13 protein-coding genes are annotated in these 18,145 nt (G+C 63.5%); all 13 read right to left on the reverse strand.

Features of this window, described 5'->3' with window-relative positions; translation table 11 throughout:
• Positions 1-10 precede the first annotated feature (10 nt).
• A complete protein-coding gene (locus GM658_RS26680) occupies positions 11-1,429 on the reverse strand; it encodes a serine hydrolase domain-containing protein (protein WP_155457150.1) in 1,419 nt (472 codons plus the stop codon).
• 17 nt (positions 1,430-1,446) lie between these two features.
• Positions 1,447-2,379: a tRNA pseudouridine(55) synthase TruB gene (gene truB / locus GM658_RS26685; RefSeq protein ID WP_155457151.1), complete on the reverse strand. Its 933-nt coding sequence runs from the start codon at positions 2,377-2,379 to the stop codon at positions 1,447-1,449.
• Positions 2,376-2,777 (reverse strand): 30S ribosome-binding factor RbfA, encoded by a 402-nt coding sequence (gene rbfA, locus GM658_RS26690; RefSeq protein ID WP_155457152.1) that lies wholly within the window; start codon positions 2,775-2,777, stop codon positions 2,376-2,378. Before rbfA ends, truB begins: the two co-directional genes overlap by 4 nt.
• Before the next feature lie 115 nt (positions 2,778-2,892).
• Complete coding sequence (infB, locus tag GM658_RS26695; RefSeq protein WP_155457153.1) at positions 2,893-5,784, reverse strand: translation initiation factor IF-2; 2,892 nt, start codon at positions 5,782-5,784, stop codon at positions 2,893-2,895.
• Between the two features lie 51 nt (positions 5,785-5,835).
• Positions 5,836-7,401, reverse strand: a complete 1,566-nt coding sequence (nusA, locus tag GM658_RS26700; protein ID WP_155457154.1) for a transcription termination factor NusA — start codon at positions 7,399-7,401, stop codon at positions 5,836-5,838.
• A complete protein-coding gene (gene rimP / locus GM658_RS26705) occupies positions 7,398-7,886 on the reverse strand; it encodes a ribosome maturation factor RimP (RefSeq protein ID WP_130315189.1) in 489 nt (162 codons plus the stop codon). Before rimP ends, nusA begins: the two co-directional genes overlap by 4 nt.
• A 316-nt stretch (positions 7,887-8,202) precedes the next feature.
• Positions 8,203-10,239 carry a 23S rRNA pseudouridine(2605) synthase RluB gene (gene rluB, locus GM658_RS26710; RefSeq protein WP_155457155.1) on the reverse strand — a complete coding sequence of 679 codons (2,037 nt, stop codon included), beginning with the start codon at positions 10,237-10,239 and terminating at the stop codon, positions 8,203-8,205.
• Entirely contained in the window at positions 10,226-10,960 is a 735-nt protein-coding gene (scpB, locus tag GM658_RS26715; protein WP_155457156.1) for an SMC-Scp complex subunit ScpB, read from the reverse strand. The genes rluB and scpB overlap by 14 nt, the downstream gene beginning before the upstream one ends.
• Positions 10,961-11,131: 171 nt before the next feature.
• Entirely contained in the window at positions 11,132-12,142 is a 1,011-nt protein-coding gene (locus tag GM658_RS26720; protein ID WP_155457157.1) for a glucokinase, read from the reverse strand.
• Positions 12,143-12,394: 252 nt separating this feature from the next.
• Positions 12,395-13,378: a VTT domain-containing protein gene (locus GM658_RS26725; RefSeq protein ID WP_155457158.1), complete on the reverse strand. Its 984-nt coding sequence runs from the start codon at positions 13,376-13,378 to the stop codon at positions 12,395-12,397.
• 29 nt (positions 13,379-13,407) lie between these two features.
• Entirely contained in the window at positions 13,408-15,624 is a 2,217-nt protein-coding gene (locus GM658_RS26730) for an ATP-binding response regulator (protein ID WP_155457159.1), read from the reverse strand.
• A 59-nt stretch (positions 15,625-15,683) separates the two neighbouring features.
• Positions 15,684-17,357, reverse strand: coding sequence for an ABC transporter ATP-binding protein (locus GM658_RS26735; protein ID WP_155457160.1), 1,674 nt, complete (start codon positions 17,355-17,357; stop codon positions 15,684-15,686).
• 1 nt (position 17,358) lies between these two features.
• Positions 17,359-18,145 (reverse strand): ABC transporter permease (locus GM658_RS26740; RefSeq protein ID WP_155457161.1); only part of this gene is annotated, 787 nt, incomplete at its 5' end.

The following is an 18,145-nucleotide window of genomic DNA, read 5'->3' on the forward strand; positions in this document are numbered from 1 at the left end:
GCAGCGGCCATCAACGTGCAAAAACGAGGTACTGGTCGAGCAGCCCGTCCTTCGTGAAATAGGTGGAGATTCTCAGCTTGCGGCCGGCTGCCACGACACGGTAGCCCCGGTACACCATCCCGCCACGCTCCTCGGTGAAGGCGGCCTGGATGTCGGAAACATCGCCCAGCGGCGCCAGCGAGGCCGCGAAATCCGCCACGACAGCGTCCGTGAAATAGGCCTGCAGTCCGGCCGTCATCACACTGCGGTCCGGATGGCCAGCCTGTAGCTGGGCGAACAGCGTGCGCACCCTGGCCAGGCTGGCGTCAGCCGCGGCATCCTGTGCGGCTGGCGCAGTAGAACGCTTGGGCAACTCGAGCATCAGCTTTTCCAGCTGCGCCGTCGCCGCAGCGGTCGCCGGTCCGGGGCCGTTGCTAAGCACGACGAGCGCCATGCCGTCCGCCGGATACATGGCGTTATGTGAAATGAAACCGGACATGCCGCCGCTGTGCTGCCAGCGTTCGCGCCCGTCTGGCGTACGGTCGACCTGCAGGCCCAGCGCATAACCGGTGCCCTGGCCATTTGGCAGGCGTGCTTCCGTCACCAGCGCCGTGCGCGATGCAGGCTTGAGCAGGGCGCCATCCATCAGGGCGATGTCCCAGCGCGCCAGGTCGCTCGCAGACATGGCCAGGTGACCCGCGCCCCAGACCCAGTTGCGCCCTTCCGCTGGCGCTGGCCGCAGGGGGCCCAGCGCATGACGCCCATAGCCTGTCACTTCAGTCGCGCCCCAGCCGCTCGTGTTCAGGTCGATCGCGGTGCGCATGCCCAGCTTGTCCGTGATGCGGCTGCGGATCAGCGCTTCCAGGGTTTCTCCGGACGCTTTTTCCAGCATGCGGCCGGCGATCACGTAGTTCGTGTTGCTGTATTCCCAGCGCTGGCCGGGTGCAAAGTCCAGCGGCTGCCGGCCCCAATGGGCGATGATGGCGTCCGGCGTGGTGGGCTTGGCCAAGGTTGGCGAGATGTAGTCGATCGCGTAATAGTCGCTGTAGCCGGCAGTGTGCGACAGCAGCTGGCGCAGCGTGATGTCGCGCGCTTGCGTCAGTTGCGGGAAGAAGCGCGCCACCTTGTCGTCCAGCGACAGCTTTCCTTCTTCGGCCAGCTTGAGCGCCGCAACGGCCAGGAATTGCTTGCTGTTGGATCCGATCTTGTAGCGCATGGACGGCGTGGCGGCAATGCGCGGCTCAAGCCGCGCCGCGCCGTAAGCCTGTGCATAGGCCAGCTTGCCGTCCTTGACGATGGCGATCGAAAGGCTGGCTTCGCCGGTATCGGCCAAGACCTTGTTGGCTATTGCATCGACTTGCAGCGCCGTTTCCGGCGCCAGCTGCGCCATGGCCGGAGCGCAGCAGAAAGTGAGAATCAGGGGCAGGATGCCGTTGCGGGCAATGGCCATGGCGTCTCCGGTTTTTATTAATTTTGGGGTGCAGCGATCAGTCTTTCAGGCGCAAGGATGGCGTATTCGCCAAAGATGCCGGTGCCGAGCAGGCGGCCGTCGTCGGCGTAGATGCGAACGCGGCCTTCATATGGCGTTGGCACTGCAATCGACGGCTCTTTGCCCAGCGGCAGGCGCTGGCCGTGCAGGAAGCGTTTTGCCAGGTCGGCGTTCAGCACGATGCGCGGGAACGACGACAGCAGCGCATCCACTGGCGCCAGCAGCTCGCGCGGGGCGGCGTGGGCGGCCAGCTCTTCCAGCGTGACCATCCTGTCGGTCGTCAGTGCGCCGACTTGCGTGCGGCGCAGGGCCTTCAGGTGGGCGCCGCAGCCGAGCGCTGCGCCGATGTCTTCGCCCAGCACGCGGATGTAAGTGCCTTTGCTGCAGGTGACCTCGATCTTGAGGAATGGCGCTTCCCACGAGACCAGTTCCAGCTTGTGGATCACCACGTCGCGCGCTTCGCGTTCCAGCGTGATGCCTTCGCGGGCGTACTCGTACAGCGGCTTGCCGTCGCGCTTGAGGGCCGAATACATCGGCGGCACTTGCTTGATCGGGCCGCGGAAGCGGGCCATCACGGCTTCGATTTCGGCCTGGGTGCAGGTGACGTCGCGCGTTTCCAGCACCTGGCCTTCGGTGTCGCCGGTGTCGGTGCGCACGCCCAGGTGCACGGTGGCCAGGTAGGTCTTGTCGGCTTCCAGCAGGTCTTGCGAGAACTTGGTCGCTTCGCCGAAGCACAGCGGCAGCAGGCCGGTGGCGAACGGGTCGAGCGTGCCGGTATGGCCGGCTTTTTTCGCGTTCATGAAGCGCTTGGCCTTGATCAGGGCGTCGTTGCTGGACAGGCCAACCGGCTTGTCGAGCAAGAGCACGCCGTCAACGGCATCGCGCACGCGCTTTACACGTGCTTCGGTCATTCTTCTTCGCTGTTTTCGTCGAAGTCGGCGGCGCGGGTGGCGTTGGCCTTGTCGATCAGCGCCGACATCGCCATGCCGCGCGAGGCGGACATGTCGTGCAGGAAGTGCAGCTGCGGCAGCGTGTGGATGTGCAGGCGCTTGCCCAGCTGGTTGCGCAGGTAGCCGGCGGCGGCGGCCAGGCCGGCCAGGGTATTCTTGATCGACTCCGGGTCGTCCTTCAGGGTGGTGAAGAACACTTTGGCGTGGGCGTAGTCGGGAGTGAGCTGCACTTCGGACAGGGTGATCATGCCGACGCGCGGGTCCTTCACTTCAAAGGCGATCAGCTCGGACAGGTCTTTCTGGATTTGATCCGCCACGCGCAGGCCGCGCTGGGGGATGGATTTGCTGTGTTTTGCCATGATGGTCAACTTTCATGCGTCGGCGCGCTGCGCGCCGACAATAAAAACTAAGCGGGTGCCCTGCCCCGCTCTCGCGAGGCGGGAAGCACCCGCCGTGTATCGCGCCGTCCTGCTGTTACAGGGTACGGGCGATCTCCTGCACTTCGAACACTTCGAGCTGGTCGCCCACTTCGATGTCGTTGTAGCCCTTCAGGTTCAGACCGCACTCCAGGCCGGCGCGAACTTCCTTCGCATCGTCCTTGAAGCGCTTGAGCGAGTCGATCTCGCCAGTCCACACCACGATGTTGTTGCGCAGCAGGCGGACGGACGACGAACGCTTGACCACACCATCGGTAACCAGGCAGCCCGCAATCGCGCCGACCTTGGAAACGTGGATGACCTGGCGAATCTCGACCTGGCCGGTAACGTGTTCGCGCTTCTCCGGCGCCAGCATGCCCGACAGCGCCGCTTTGACCTCTTCGATCGCATCGTAAATGATGTTGTAGTAGCGGATGTCGACGCCGTTGGTCTCGGCCAGCTTGCGCGCCTGTGCGTCGGCACGGGCGTTGAAGCCGATGATGACTGCCTTGGAAGCGGTCGCCAGGTTGACGTCCGATTCCGAGATGCCGCCCACCGCTGCGTGCACGATCTGTACGCGCACTTCGGAGGTCGACAGCTTCTGCAGCGAGCCAACCAGCGCTTCCTGCGAACCCTGCACGTCGGTCTTGATGATCAGAGGCAGGTTCTTCACTTCGCCTTCGGCCATCTGGTCGAACATGTTTTCCAGCTTCGCGGCTTGCTGCTTCGCCAGTTTCACGTCGCGGAACTTACCTTGACGGAACAGGCCGATCTCACGCGCTTTACGCTCGTCCGCCATGACCATGGCTTCTTCACCGGCAGCAGGCACTTCGGTCAGGCCCTGGATCTCCACCGGGATCGAAGGACCGGCTTCGGCGATCGATTTGCCGTTTTCGTCCAGCATCGCACGAACGCGGCCGAAGGACGAACCAGCCAGCACCACGTCGCCGCGGCGCAGGGTACCGGACTGCACCAGGATGGTGGCCACAGGACCACGACCCTTGTCCAGGCGGGCTTCCACCACCAGGCCGCGCGCAGGCGCTTCGACCGGCGCTTTCAGTTCCAGCACTTCGGCTTGCAGCAGCACTTGCTCCAGCAGGTCGTCGATGCCCTGGCCGGTCTTCGCGGATACCGGCACGAACGGCGAATCGCCACCGTATTCTTCCGGCACCACTTGCTCGGCCACCAGTTCCTGGGTCACGCGGTCAACGTTGCCACCCGGTTTGTCGATCTTGTTGATCGCCACCACCAGCGGCACGCCGGCAGCTTTCGCGTGGGCGATAGCTTCCTTCGTCTGCGGCATCACGCCGTCGTCGGCCGCCACCACCAGGATGACGATGTCGGTTGCTTTCGCACCGCGGGCACGCATGGCCGTGAAGGCCTCGTGACCTGGAGTATCCAGGAAGGTGATGATGCCGCGCGGGGTTTCCACGTGGTAGGCACCAATGTGCTGGGTAATGCCGCCGGCTTCGCCCGACGCGACTTTCGCGCGGCGGATGTAGTCCAGCAGGGAAGTTTTACCGTGGTCGACGTGGCCCATCACGGTCACCACAGGTGCACGCGGGGTTGCTTCGTACTCGGCGTGTTCGCCCTGGTCGGCCAGCAGCGCTTCCGGATCGTCGACGGCGGCGGCGAAGGCCTTGTGGCCCATCTCTTCCACCACGATCATCGCGGTTTCCTGGTCCAGCACCTGGTTGATGGTGCACATCTGGCCCAGCTTCATCAGCTGCTTGATGACCTCGGATGCCTTGACGGCCATCTTGTGCGCCAGTTCGGCCACGGTGATGGTTTCCGGCACGTGCACGTCATGGATGATCGCTTCGGTCGGCTGCTGGAAGTTCGATTCACGTTCTTCGTTATGGCCACCACGGCGGCCGCCTTTGCCGCCCGCGCGCCAGCCGTCACGGCCGCCGCCAGCGTTGGCGCCGGCGCCACCACGGCCCTTGCCTGCGCCGCCACCTGGGGCGCCACGGCGCTTTTCATCCTGCCAGGTCGAAGCCACATTGGCCGACTTGATGGATTTCTTGTCGCCTGGCTTGGCGTCTTTCTTGTCGCCGGCAGGAGCGGCTGCGGTGGTCGCAGGCTTCTTGTCGGCTGGCTTGTGCAGGGTGCCTTCTGCGACTTTCGGCTTGGCGGCAGCGGCGGCAGGCGCCGGCTCAGGCGCCTTCATCACGCGGCGCGGCTGGCTCATCATCAGCTTGATCTGGGCCACTTCATCTGCCACGGCTTTACGGGCACGTTCGGTCGCTTCGGCGCGCTCGGCGGCTTCCTTGGCGGCGATTTCGTGCTTGCGCTTGGATTCTTCGGCATCGGCCAGGCGCTTCTTCTCTTCTTCTTCGGCAGCAGCTTTCTGCGCGGCGCCGGCAGCTGCAGCGGCAGCAGCCTTTTCAGCGGCGGCCTTATCGGCGGCGGCTTTCTTGGCCTGTTCTTCCGCTACGCGCTTGGCTTCCTCTTCGGCGGCTTTGGCTTGGGCAGCCTTTTCCTCGTCCAGCTTGGCCAGGCGTTCCTGTTTCTCTTTCAGCTCCGCTTCCTGGCGAGCAATCAGCTCAGCCTGGCGGCGTGCTTCTTCTTCACGGCGCGCCTGTTCGGCAGCGTCGATCACCGGCGCAGCCGGCTTGGCGGCGGCGGTGGTGGTCACCACGTCGTCGCGCTGGACGAAGGTGCGCTTCTTGCGCACTTCGACCTGGATGGTGCGGGCTTTGCCGGAGGCGTCAGCCTGCTTGATCTCCGTGGTCTCTTTACGAGTCAGGGTGATCTTTTTCTTTTCGCCCGGCTCGGCGCCTGCGCCGTGGGTACGGCGCAGGTGTTCAAGCAGCTTGTCCTTATCATCTTTTGACAATGGATCTGACGCCGAACTCTTGTCGACGCCAGCAGAACGCAGCTGCGACAGCAGCAAATCTGCAGGCATCTTCAGTTCGGTGGCAAATTGGGCTACGTTGTTACTCGCCATTCAGTCCTCTTTTCTATGTGTCTCGATGATAATTAAAGCTGCTGCTACTTCTTAGGCCTTTGCGGCTTCGGACGATGCCCAGGCCTTGGCTTGCAGGGCCTTGGCGCGATCATCGTACTTACCGTCGACCAGCTTCATTTCATCGTCGGTCACATTCTCAAACTCATTCGAAATCAGTTCACGTGCGCGGTCGCTCGACAGGGCCAGGATTGCGCCGAACTCGTCGTAGGCCAGACCGGCGAATTGCGCCAGGGTCTTGATGCCAGCGAGGCCCAGCTTGCCCGCGGTGACGCGGTCCATGCCTTCCAGGCCAACCAGCGCTTCTTCCATGCCTTCCAGGCCCTCTTCCGAAGCGATCGCCTCGGTCACCAGGGCGTCGCGGGCACGGGTGCGCAGCTCGTTGACGGTGTCTTCGTCGAACGCTTCGATGTCCAGCATCTCGGAGATCGGCACGTAAGCGATTTCTTCCAGGCTGCTGAAGCCTTCGTCCACGAGGATGTCGGCCACTTCCTGGTCCACATCCAGTTTTTCCATGAACAGTGCGCGCACGGCTGCGGTCTCGGCGGCCAGCTTGTCGGCCGATTCTTCCGCGGTCATGATGTTGATCTTCCAGCCGGTCAGCTCGGAAGCCAGGCGCACGTTCTGGCCGGAGCGGCCGATGGCGATTGCCAGGTTTTCTTCGTCAACCACCACGTCCATCGCATGCTTGTCTTCGTCAACCATGATCGAGGACACGTTGGCAGGTGCCAGCGCGCCGATCACGAATTGCGCCGGATCTTCCGACCACAGCACGATGTCCACGCGCTCGCCGCCCAGCTCACCGGTCACGGCCTGCACGCGCGAACCGCGCATGCCGACGCAGGTACCGATCGGGTCGATGCGCTTGTCGTTGGTGTGCACCGCGATCTTGGCGCGAACACCAGCGTCGCGTGCAGCGGATTTGATCTCCAGCATGCCTTGTTCGATCTCTGGCACTTCCAGTTCGAACAGCTTCATGATGAACTCTGGCGCGGTGCGCGACAGGATCACTTGCGGGCCGCGCATATTGCGGTCAACGCGCAGGATGTAAGCACGTACACGGTCGCCGATACGCAGATTCTCTTTCGGGATCATCTGGTCGCGCGGCAGGCGGGCTTCGATCTTGCCGGATTCGACGATCGCGTCGCCGCGTTCCATACGCTTGATGGTGCCGGTCACCAGCGCGTCGCCGCGCTCCAGGAAGTCTTGCAGGATCTGCTCGCGTTCAGCATCGCGCACGCGCTGCAGGACCACTTGCTTGGTGTCCTGGGCGAAGCGGCGGCCGAATTCCACGGATTCGATCGGCTCTTCGATGTATTCATCGACTTCGATGTCTGGGATCTGTTCTTTCGCTTCGAACAGCAGCACTTCCTGGTCAGGCAGCTGCAGGCCCGCCTCGTCAGGCACCACGTGCCAACGGCGGAAGGACTCGAACTCGCCGCTTTCACGGTCGATCGAAACGCGAATATCCACTTCGCCTTCATAGCGCTTCTTCGTGGCTTGCGCCAGTGCGAATTCAAGCGCGCCGAACACGACTTCCTTGTCGACGTTCTTTTCGCGCGCCAGCGCATCAACCAATAACAATACTTCGCGACTCATGCTTTGCGGCTCCCAAAATTCACCTGCGGCACCAAGCGTGCCTTATCAATGTCCGCGAGCGTGAAATTCAGCACCGCCGGACCTTCTTTACCTTCAAATTCAATACCCAGTTGATCGCCCTCAGGCTCCGTCAGGATGCCCTGGTAGGACTTGCGGTTCGCAGTGCCTGGAATGGCCATGCGCAGCTTGACGATGGCTTCGCTGCCGGCAAAGCGGACGAAGTCGCTGAACTTGCGCAGCGGACGGTCCAGGCCGGGCGACGAAATTTCGAGGCGTTCGTAAGGAACGTTCTCGACCGTCAGCACGTGCGACAGCTGATGGCTCACCGTGGCGCAGTCTTCAACCGTGATCGGGCCTTTCTCTTCTGCATCTTCCGCCGTGAAGTCGATATAAACACGCAGCAGTCCGCGTTCGGCCCGTTCGAAATCGACCAGGTCGTAGCCGAGGCCAGCGACGGTTTTTTCAATCAATTCAGGCAGTTGCAAAGAAAATCTCCAGATACTTAAAACGATTCAACCAAAAAAAAATGGGCAACTGCCCATCTTTCGTTACTGCAGCCAGATGAAAGCACTCTCAGCAAAATAAACTGCGAAGAACTTTAACTAGGCTGCTCATTATAGCGCCTTATTGACTTCGCTGCAATGCCACATACCACATCGGACTGGGGTGTAACAATAGCAAGGTGCTCAAAAACCAACACCTTAACCCGGCAAATCCGGGTCAGACCCAAGGGTCAGACCCCACCACTACAGACAGCACTGACAGGGTCTGACCCTTGGGTCGGACCCAGGTTTACCGGGTTTAGCCTTTACGGCGGCGCGGCATGCCGTGATCGGACGCGCCGCCGCGCGGCTGGTGACCACCACGGCGCTGCTGGCCCTGGCCATGACCATGCCCCTGGCCAGCGAAGCCAAAGGTCGTCATCAGCGGATCCGGCTGGCGTGGACCGCCACCCTGCCCCTTGCCTTTACCCTTGCCTTTGCCACCGGCACCCGCACCGCCGCCGGCGCCACGTCCGTGGCCACCCGGCTGCTGGTCACCGAAACCGGTAAAACCGCCACCGCCGCCGCCATGACGCGGCGCACCAAAGAACGCTCCCTGCCCCTGGTTCCGGCCGCCGCCGCGCGGCGCCTGCGGGAACGGATCAGCATTCTTGTTGCTCACATCCATACGGTTGCCATTCGGCTCGCGCTCACGCTTGCCCTGGCCCTGCCCTTGGCCGCCCTGCGGCTTCTTACCCTCGCCGGCACCAGCACCAGCCTCTTTCTTGAAGCCCACCGCCGACAGCAGGTCGCGCACGGTGTTCTCTTCCATCTCTTCCCAACGGCCGCGCTTCAGGTTCGAAGGCAGGGTCAGCGCACCGTAACGGGTACGGATCAGGCGCGACACGGTCAGGCCGATCGCTTCGAACATGCGGCGCACCTCACGGTTACGGCCCTCGCCGATTACCACGCGGTACCACTTGTTGACGCCTTCACCGCCGCCATCGGCGATCTTGGTGAACTGCGCCATGCCGTCTTCCAGCTCAACGCCGGCCAGCAGTTTCTGGCGCATGCCTTCCTCCAGCTCACCCAGCGTACGCACCGCATATTCGCGGTCGATGTTGTAACGCGGGTGCATCAGGCGGTTGGCCAGGTCGCCGGAAGTGGTGAACAGCAGCAGGCCTTCGGTATTGAAGTCCAGGCGGCCCACGGCCAGCCATTTGCCGGTCTTCATGACCGGCAGGCGGTCGAATACCGATGGCCGGCCATCCGGGTCGTCGTGCGACACGATTTCACCAGCCGGCTTGTGGTAGACCAGCACGCGCGGCGGCTTCTTGGACACTTTGCGCTGAACCAGCTTGCCGTTGATACGCACGGCATCGGTCGGCAGGATGCGCTGGCCGATGTGGGCCGGCTCGCCATTCACCGACACGCGGCCGGCGATGATCAGTTCTTCCATGTCGCGGCGCGAGCCCATGCCCGCTTCCGCCAGCACCTTGTGCAGCTTCGGTGCATCGTCTTCCGCTGTCAGGTCGCGGCGCGCCTTGGCCGGCTTGCCGGAACCACCCTCGTCGCGGTCGAACGCGTCCGAGGTCACGAAGGAGAACACTGCATCAGCTTCGGACGACTTGTCCTTGGCCTTCATCTTGTTGCCGAAGGCGCCGTGCACGCGCTGCTTGCCCTGGCCGCCTTTGCCGCCCTGGCCCTGGCCTTGGCTGCCCTCACCGGCTTGCGCGCCCTGGCCTTCACCATGCGCCTGCTTGCCGTGCTTGCCCTTCTTGCCTTTGTGCTTGCCGTGCTTGTCGTGGCGCTTTTCAGCCGGTACGGCCGATGGCCACGGGCTCGCGCCCTCATCACCGTCAGCACCAGCCGGCGCCGCGCCCGCAGCCGCACCCTCGGCCGGCGCACCGGACGAATCTGCGGCAACGGCTGCAGCGACAGCCGCCTTTTCAGCCTGGCGCAATGCGCGCTGTTCGCGCATCTGGCGCGGGCCGCGCGGCGCACGGCCGCGATCCTTACCCTGGCCTTCGTCGCCACCCTCGCCAGCGTGCGCCGAATCTGCAGGCGCTGCGGCCGCAACCGGTGCAGCCTCCGCAGCCGGAGCAGCTTGCGCCGCTACCGCCTTCTTGGCGCGCGGCTTCTTCACTGGAGCGGCTTCGGCGCTTGCCGCAGGCTGCTCGCCGGCTTCGGCAGCAGCTGCAGGCTTGGTACGCCGCTTGGGCTTAGGCGTTTCGCCAGCCGCGATTGCCGCAGCATTATCAGCCTCAATCTGGGCTTTGGTACGGCGTTTTGGCTTCGCAGGAGCTGCGTCGACTACGAGAGCGCCGGTCTCGGTGGTGTTATCAGGCTTGTTCATTATTCGTTTCTGCTAAGGGCTCGACGTTTTCGGGCGCCGGGTCGTCTGTTACCGACGGCGCCTCGTCCGGCGTCGCCTCTTTCTCTTCTTCTGCTGCGTGTGCTTCCTGTGCCGCCTTCTCGAAGTTCTCCGTCAGACGGGCTTCCAGCACTTCCAGCGGATTTTCATTTTGCGTATCACTGATCTCCTGCAGCGGCGGCAGTTGCGACAGCGATTCCAGCCCCAGGTCGTCCAGGAACTGCTTGGTGGTGCCCAGCAAGGCCGGGCGGCCCAGTACATCACGGTAGCCGACAGTGTCGACCCAGCCGCGGTCTTCCAGCATCTTGATCGTCTGCGAGTTCACCGCGACGCCGCGGATTTCCTCGATATCGCCCCGGGTTACCGGTTGGCGGTACGCGATGATCGCCAGCGTTTCCAGCGTGGCGCGCGAATACTTCTGCGGTTTTTCCGGATTCAGGCGATCCAGGTACATCTTCATTTCAGGCCGGCTCTGGAAGCGCCAGCCGCTCGACAGGCTGACCACCTCAATGCCGCGCCCTTGCCAATCCTGGCGCAATTCTTCCAACAATTCCTTGATCGTATCAGCGCCAACGCCGACGCCGAGCGGATTACCTTGGTCGTCGGTTTCGACGTACAGCTTTTTCAGGCTGTGGATCGATAAAGGTTCACGGGCGCATAGCAGCGCAGCTTCGAGGACTTTCTTAGCCTCTGCATTATCCATACACTACATTTGGTTGTGAAACTATGTAAGAAGGCGCCGGACCGCTACGCGCCGGGGCGAGAGTCTCAGGTGGAGAGCGTTTTCAGGGCGAAAACAAGGCGGGCGACAGGCGCCGCTTCATCCAACTAAGACAATTGTACCTGATAAAGCTGGCGAGAAGTGTTTTTTAGCTCAAGCAGCCAGCCGCTCGGCCAGGATTGCCGAAACGCCAACAAAGGCCGGGTACTCGGCCGTGATCACGTAAGTCGGGATCGCAGCCAGGTAATGATGGAAGCGGCCCTTCTCCTCGAAACGGGCACGGAAGCCCGACCGGTCAAAGCGCTCGCCCAGGCGCGGCACGATGCCGCCGCCAATATAGATACCGCCCGTTGCCCCCAGCGTCACGCCCAGGTTGCCGGCGATCGTGCCAAGCATGGTGCAGAAATGCTCGATGACATCGTCGCACAGCGGACACTCGCCGGTCAGCGCACGGCGCGCGATTTCCGGCGCAGTGAGTACCGGCTCCGCATGGCCGCACTGGGCTACCAGGGCGCGGTAAATCAGTTCGATGCCCACGCCGGACAGCAGCCGCTCCGCCGACACGTGCGGGAATTCGGTCCAGGCATACTGCAGGATCGCCACTTCTTCCGGATTCATTGGCGGGAAGGTCACGTGACCGCCTTCACTCAGCAGCGCAGTCCAGCCCGAAGCCGACGGAATCAGTCCCGACACACCGAGGCCAGTGCCGGCGCCGATTAAGCCCAGCGGAGCCCCCTCTTGCGCGGTACCGCCGCCAACCTGGCGCTTCTGGCCTTCGGCGAGCAAAGGCAGCGAGCGCGCCAGCGCAGTGAAATCATTTGCCACCACCAGCACCTCGAAGCCGACTTCCAGGCGCAGCGCCTCGATCGAAAATTCCCAATGATGGTTGGTCATCTTGACGTAATCGCCATTGACCGGATTTGCAATCGCGATCGCACCGTGGCGAACGCCCAGGCCGGCAGCAGCCGCCACATCCGGCAACACCAGGTAAGCCTTCAGCGCATCCGCCAGGGTCGCATAGGCCGCACCCGCCAGGACATGGATGCACTCAATTTTCCCCGGCGCCAATTCCAGCGCAAACCGCGCATTAGTACCACCCACATCGGCCAGCAGGCGCGGGCTTGGATAGGCGGCGATCGATGCGGAGTGGGTCTGGGCAGTCATGGGCACAAGCGGTTAAGTTGAGCCCTAATGCTAAGGGATATGTTAGCCGGCACGCAAGGATTTCTTTGTAGTTTGGGTACAAGAACAGCTAAAAGCTGCTTCAAATACTACATTGCGGGATATCTTGACGGTAGTATGACTACTCATGCTTGCGCAAAAAAAAGTCGGGGTCAGCTCTGGCAATCGGACATTTGTGTCGGGCGCGCGCGCACGCCCGACACAAATGTCCGATTGCCAGAGCTGACCCCGACTTTAATGACGGGAGTCGGCGGGAGTGAGGCTGTCAGGGGTGGTTTCGGCGATGACGGCGGATTCGCTTTCGCTGCGGAAGGCGGTGTTCCAGGCGTCCAGGCCGCCGTGCAGGGGCTTGGCGCGCTTGTAGCCGTGGGAGTGCAGCTGTTTGGCTACCTTGGCGGCGGTGACGTCGTTCGGGCAGCTGCAGTAGACGATGATGTGGCGGTCTTTCGGCAGCGATTTGATGACCGACAGCGGGTCGCTGGAGCCAACCAGCAGGGCGCCCGGCACCGGTGGGTCGAGCATCTGGGCGGTGGCGCTGCGGGCGTCGATCATTACCGGGTCATGGCCGCCGTCGAGCAGCTCTTTCAGCTCTTCGACGCTGATGCGCTCAGTCTGCATCGCTTTCTGGAAGCGGCGGCGTTCGATGAATTTGGCCAGCACGAACAGGGCCAGGAGGATCACCAGTACCGACAGCGCAGTCGAGCCCATGGTGGACAGTACGTCCAGCACCTTGTCGACATCGGCGTGGAAATAGGCGCCGATCGTCAGTCCGGTTGCGCTCCACAGCAGACCGCCCGCCAGGCTGAAGCCGAGGAAGGTCGGCACCGTGGTTCCGAGCGCACCGGCCATTGGCGGGGCGATCGTGTTGAAGCCGGGGATGAACTTGGCCACCACCATCGATTTCGGCCCCCATTTGCGGAAATTGTCTTCCGTCTGGCTGACGCAGTAATCCGGCGAGAGCGAAATCTTGCACAGCAATTTGAGGATGCGCTTGCCGAAATGGCGTCCGGCGCGGAACCAGAAATAGTCGCTGATCAGGCAGGCCAGCATGGAAATGCCCAGCACCACCGGGAACGGCGTGCCGCCGTCGACGGCCAGTGCGCCGGCCACGATCAGGATCGGATAGGCAGGAATTGGCAACCCCATCTGTTCGACCAGCACCACGGCAAAGACGATCAGGACACCATACTCCTGCAACAAGGTAATTAGGTTAGCCATAGTTCGTCTATGGTAGCGCAAAACCGCGCCTAAGGCAGGACCCCCTCGACGTATTGCAGTCCCATTTGCTGTTGCAGCAGCCGGAACAGCTTGCCCTGCTCCACGGGCTTGGCCAGCACCTCGTCGGCGCCGGCGGCCAGGCCTTGCTGGCGTCCGTCGCTGACGGCTGGGGAAGCCATCAATACCACGCGCGGCTGAGCCAGGCTTTGGTCGGCCCGCAAGCGGCGCGTGAGCTCCAGCCCGTCGAGTCCGGACAGGCGCCAGTCCAGCAGTACCAGCTCGGGCTGTAGCTTGGCAACGGCGTCGAGCGCTTCCGCGCCGTCGGAGGCCTCGTGCACGTCGAACCCAGCCGGGGCCAGCAGGCTGCGCAGCAGGTGGCGGCTGTCGGCGCCGGCGTCCACCACCAGCAATCGACGCCCCTGGTCGCGCGGCGCGAGGCGCGGCAAGTGGGCCGGCACCTCGCCGGCCACCGCTTCCGATGTCTCGATCGTGAAGTGAAATTGCGTGCCCTGGCCGGGGCTGGCATTGACTTCCAGTTCGCCGCCCATGAGGTGCACGTACTGGCGCGATATCGCCAGCCCCAGGCCGCCGGTTTCCGCCATCACTTCCGGCGCCAGGCGCACCGAGAAGGACAGTCCGTGGCGTCCCCCCGGTAGCGCCGTGCTGCGCAGGGCCAAGGTGACACTGCCTGCACGTTCAACCTTCAGGGCATTCGCCGTCAGGTTGAGCAGGACATGGCGCAGCTTGGCGCCGTCCAGCATCATGGCGCGCGCCGGCGCCAGGCATTCGAGCTTGAGGGCAACGCCGGCACTGGCAGCGCGCTCGCCGACCATATCGCTGACGTCGCGCAGCAACTGGGCCACGTCCACCGCCTCGCGGTGCAAGCCGACTTCGCCCGCCTCGATCCGCGACAGCTCGAGGATGTCGTTGATTAAAGTGAGCAGCTGCTGGCCGGAGCTGTGGATGATCGCCATATTGCGCCGCTCTTCCGCCGACATGGTGGCGGAATGCGCCATCAGCCGTGAAAAGCCGATCACCGAATTGAGCGGCGCGTGCAACTCGTGGCTCATGGCCGACAGGAACACGCTCTTGGCGCGGCTGGCCGATTTCGCCTCTGCCACCGCCACCGACAGCGCTTCGGTGCGTTCGGCCACCAGTTCTTCCAGGTGGCTGCGGTGGCGCCGCAGCTCCTGCTCGCTCTCGGTGGCTTCGGTGACGTCGATGCTGACGCCGACCATGCGCACCACCTTGCCCGACTCGTCGCGGAAAGAGCGCGCCATCGAACGCAGGTAGCGCAGCGCGCCGTCCGGACGGCGGATGCGGAATTGCAGCGAGAAGTCGCGCTCGCCTTTCAGCGCGGCCGCAACTTCGGTCCGCGCACGCTCGCGGTCTTCCGGCACCACCAGTTCAAGCCAGGCTTTGTAATTGCCGCCGCCCAGCCTTGTTTTCAGGCCGTACTGGCGCATGATTTCGTCGTCTTGCGCCAGTTCGTCGTGCTGCACATCCCAATCCCAGATGCCGATGCGGGCGGCGCGGGTGGCCACGCTGAGGCGCTCCTCGCTTTCCCGCATGGCACGGTAGCGGCTATCGAGCAGCTCCCACATCTTGTGGATCGATTCCTTGAGGGTGCGCAATTCGCCGAAGAACCAGGCTTTCTGCGGCGTGTCGCCAGTCACGTACTGGCCGACCGCCTTCAGCGGGCGCAGGATCAGGAACCACAGCAAGCCGTACACGCTGATCACCAGCACCGCGGCCAGCAGGAGGATGGCCAGCATGTCGTCGTGGCGCTGCTCGCGCAAGTCCTGCTGCAGGTAGGTGGGCGTGACGAATACCTTGATGGTGCCGATCGTCGTTCCGTCGACCACGATCGGGCGCTGGGCCACCAGCATCTCGGGCGTGGTCTGCAGCGGCTGGCCGATCTCCAGCTGGTCGCCGGCGCCGCGCTGCACCACGAAGGCGCGCTTGCTGCCGCTGGCGTACATGACGATGGCGTGCAGGTCGCGCTGGTTCATGCTGGCGCGCATGATGGACAGCACTTGGTTTTCGTCCAGGTTCCAGGCCGGCAGCGCGACGCCCAGCGCCAGCTGGTCGGCGCTGACGTTCAGCACGCGCTGCAGCTCCTGCCAGCGCTTTTCGCTCTCGTTTGAATAAGAATAAGCGGCGAACACCAGCAACACGGCGCTGACGATGGCCGTCAGCGCCACGCTTACCAGTAATGCGATGGAGGCAACTTTGTTCGAACGCAAAGACCTGCTCCGGTCAGGGCGCCGCGGTGTGCGGCGTACGGGAGATCAGTTTGCCACGATCACGCAGCCTTGGGAATGGCTGCCAGCAGCGAGCGGGTGTAAGGGTGTTGCGGATTGCGGTACAGCTCATCCGAGTCAGCCATTTCCACCACTTCCCCCTTGTGCATCACCATCACCTGGTCGGAAATGTACTTCACCACCGACAAGTCGTGCGAAATGAAGATGTAGGACAGGCCGAATTCGTCCTGCAGGTCCTGCAGCAGGTTGAGCACCTGCGCCTGCACCGACACGTCCAGCGCCGACACCGATTCGTCGCAGACCAGGATTTCCGGCTTCATGGTCAGGCAGCGGGCGATGGCGATGCGCTGCCGCTGGCCGCCGGAAAATTCGTGCGGGTAGCGGTGATAGGCTTGCTGCGGCAGCCCTACCCTCTCCAGCAGCGCCAGCGCCAGGCGCGTGCGCTCGGCGTCGTCGGCGCCGATGCGATGCAGGCGCATGGGTTCGAGCAGGATCTGGCCGACAGTAAAGCGTGGGTTGAGCGAAGCATACGGGTTCTGGAAAATGATCTGGATGCGGCGCTTGAAGGGCTGGAATTCCCTGGCGCTCATCGCCAGCAGGTCGCGCCCTGCGAACATGGCGCTGCCGCCGCTGGCCTGGTGCAGGCGCAGCAAAGTCAGGCCAACGGTGGACTTGCCGCTGCCCGACTCGCCCACCACGCCCAGCGTCTTGCCGCGTGCAAGCATGAAAGAGACGCCTTTGACTGCCTGGAATTCACGCTTGCCGAACAGGCCTTCGCGCAGCCAGAAGCTCTTTTTCAAGCCCCGCACGTCAAGCACGATCTCGTCGTCCGGCGACGAGCCCCGGCTGCGCTGCGGCAGCTGCTCGCTGCCGTCAAAGCGCCCTTCCATATAATCCTTGATCACCGGCAGGCGCACCGGGCGCGCACCGAGCCGGGGCCGGCAGTGCAGCAACGCTCGGGTGTACTGGTCCTTGGGTTCGGAGAACACGCTGCGCGCGTCGCCGCTTTCGCGCACTTCGCCGTGGCGCATGACGATCACTTCGTCGGCGATTTCCGCCACCAGGCCCAGGTCGTGGGTGATGAAGAGGACCGACATCCGGTGCTTTTTCTGCAGGCTGGCAATCAGCTCCATGATCTGTTTCTGGATCGTGACGTCGAGCGCGGTAGTCGGCTCGTCGGCGATCAGCAGTTTGGGCTTGCAGGCGATGGCCATGGCGATCATCACGCGCTGCTGCTGGCCGCCCGACATCTGGCTTGGGTAGGCGTCGATCTTGCTTGCCGGCTCGGGAATGCCCACTTCCTCCAGCAATTCGAGCGTACGCTCGCGCGCGCTGCGCGCATCCATGCCCATGTGCAGGCGCAGCACTTCGCCGATCTGGAAGCCCACCGTGAACACCGGGTTCAGCGAAGACATCGGCTCCTGGAAAATCATCGCTATCTCCTTGCCGCACATGGCGCGCCGCTCGGCGGCCGATTGGCGCAGCACTTCGCGGCCCTCGAACAGCACGCTGCTTTGCGGGTCGATGACCGTGGTCTGCGGCGGCAGCAGGCCCATGACCGCCAGCGAGCTGACCGATTTGCCGCTGCCCGATTCGCCCACCAGGGCCACCGTGCGGTGCTGCGGAATGTCGAAGGAAATGCCCTTTACCGCTTCGACAGTGTTCTTCTTGTCGGTACGGAAGCTGATGCGCAAATTGCGGACCTGGAGCAGCATGTCATTTCACCTTGGGATCGAGGGCGTCGCGCAGTGCATCGGCGAACAGGGAGAAGGCGGTGACCAGCAAGGCCATGGCGCTGGCGGCGGCGGTCAGCTGCCACCATTTGCCGAGGATCAGTTCATTCTGGGCCTCGTTCAGCATCGAGCCCCAGCTCACCACCCCGACCGGCACGCCGAAGCCGAGGAAGGACAGGATCACTTCGGCCTTGATGAAGCCAACCACCAGGATCGACACCTGCACCAGGGCCACGTGGCTGACATTGGGGAAGATGTGGCTGAACATCTTGCTCCAGGCCGATGCGCCAATCGCGTCGGCCGCCAATACGTATTCGCGCGCCTTGTGCTTGATGTATTCGGCGCGGATCAGGCGATAGGGCCCGGTCCAGCCGGTCAGGCCCAGGATCAGGACGATGGTCAGCACGCCTTTCTGCTGCAGCACTGCGGCCACCGTCAGGATCATCAGGATCGAAGGGATCGAGGTAAATACGTTATAGAACCAGTTGAAGAAATCGTCGACGACGCCGCCATAAAAGCCGGAGACGGCGCCAAACAGCGTGCCCAGGCCGACCGCCAGCGTGGCGGCAGCCAGGCCGACCACGATCGAGGTTTCGCCGCCCTTGATGGTTTTCTTGATGATGTCGTGGCCCCATTTGTCGGCGCCGAACGGCAGGCTCGGCGCGCGCTCGGCGGCCGGCTCGGCAACGGCCTTGCCCAGCGTGGTGCGCAGCTCGCGAATGTCGGCGGCTAGCGGGTCGAACGCGTTGGCCGGCGGCGCGCCGGCGGCG

Source organism: Massilia eburnea (genome assembly GCF_009720745.1).
GTDB lineage: Bacteria > Pseudomonadota > Gammaproteobacteria > Burkholderiales > Burkholderiaceae_D > Rugamonas > Rugamonas eburnea.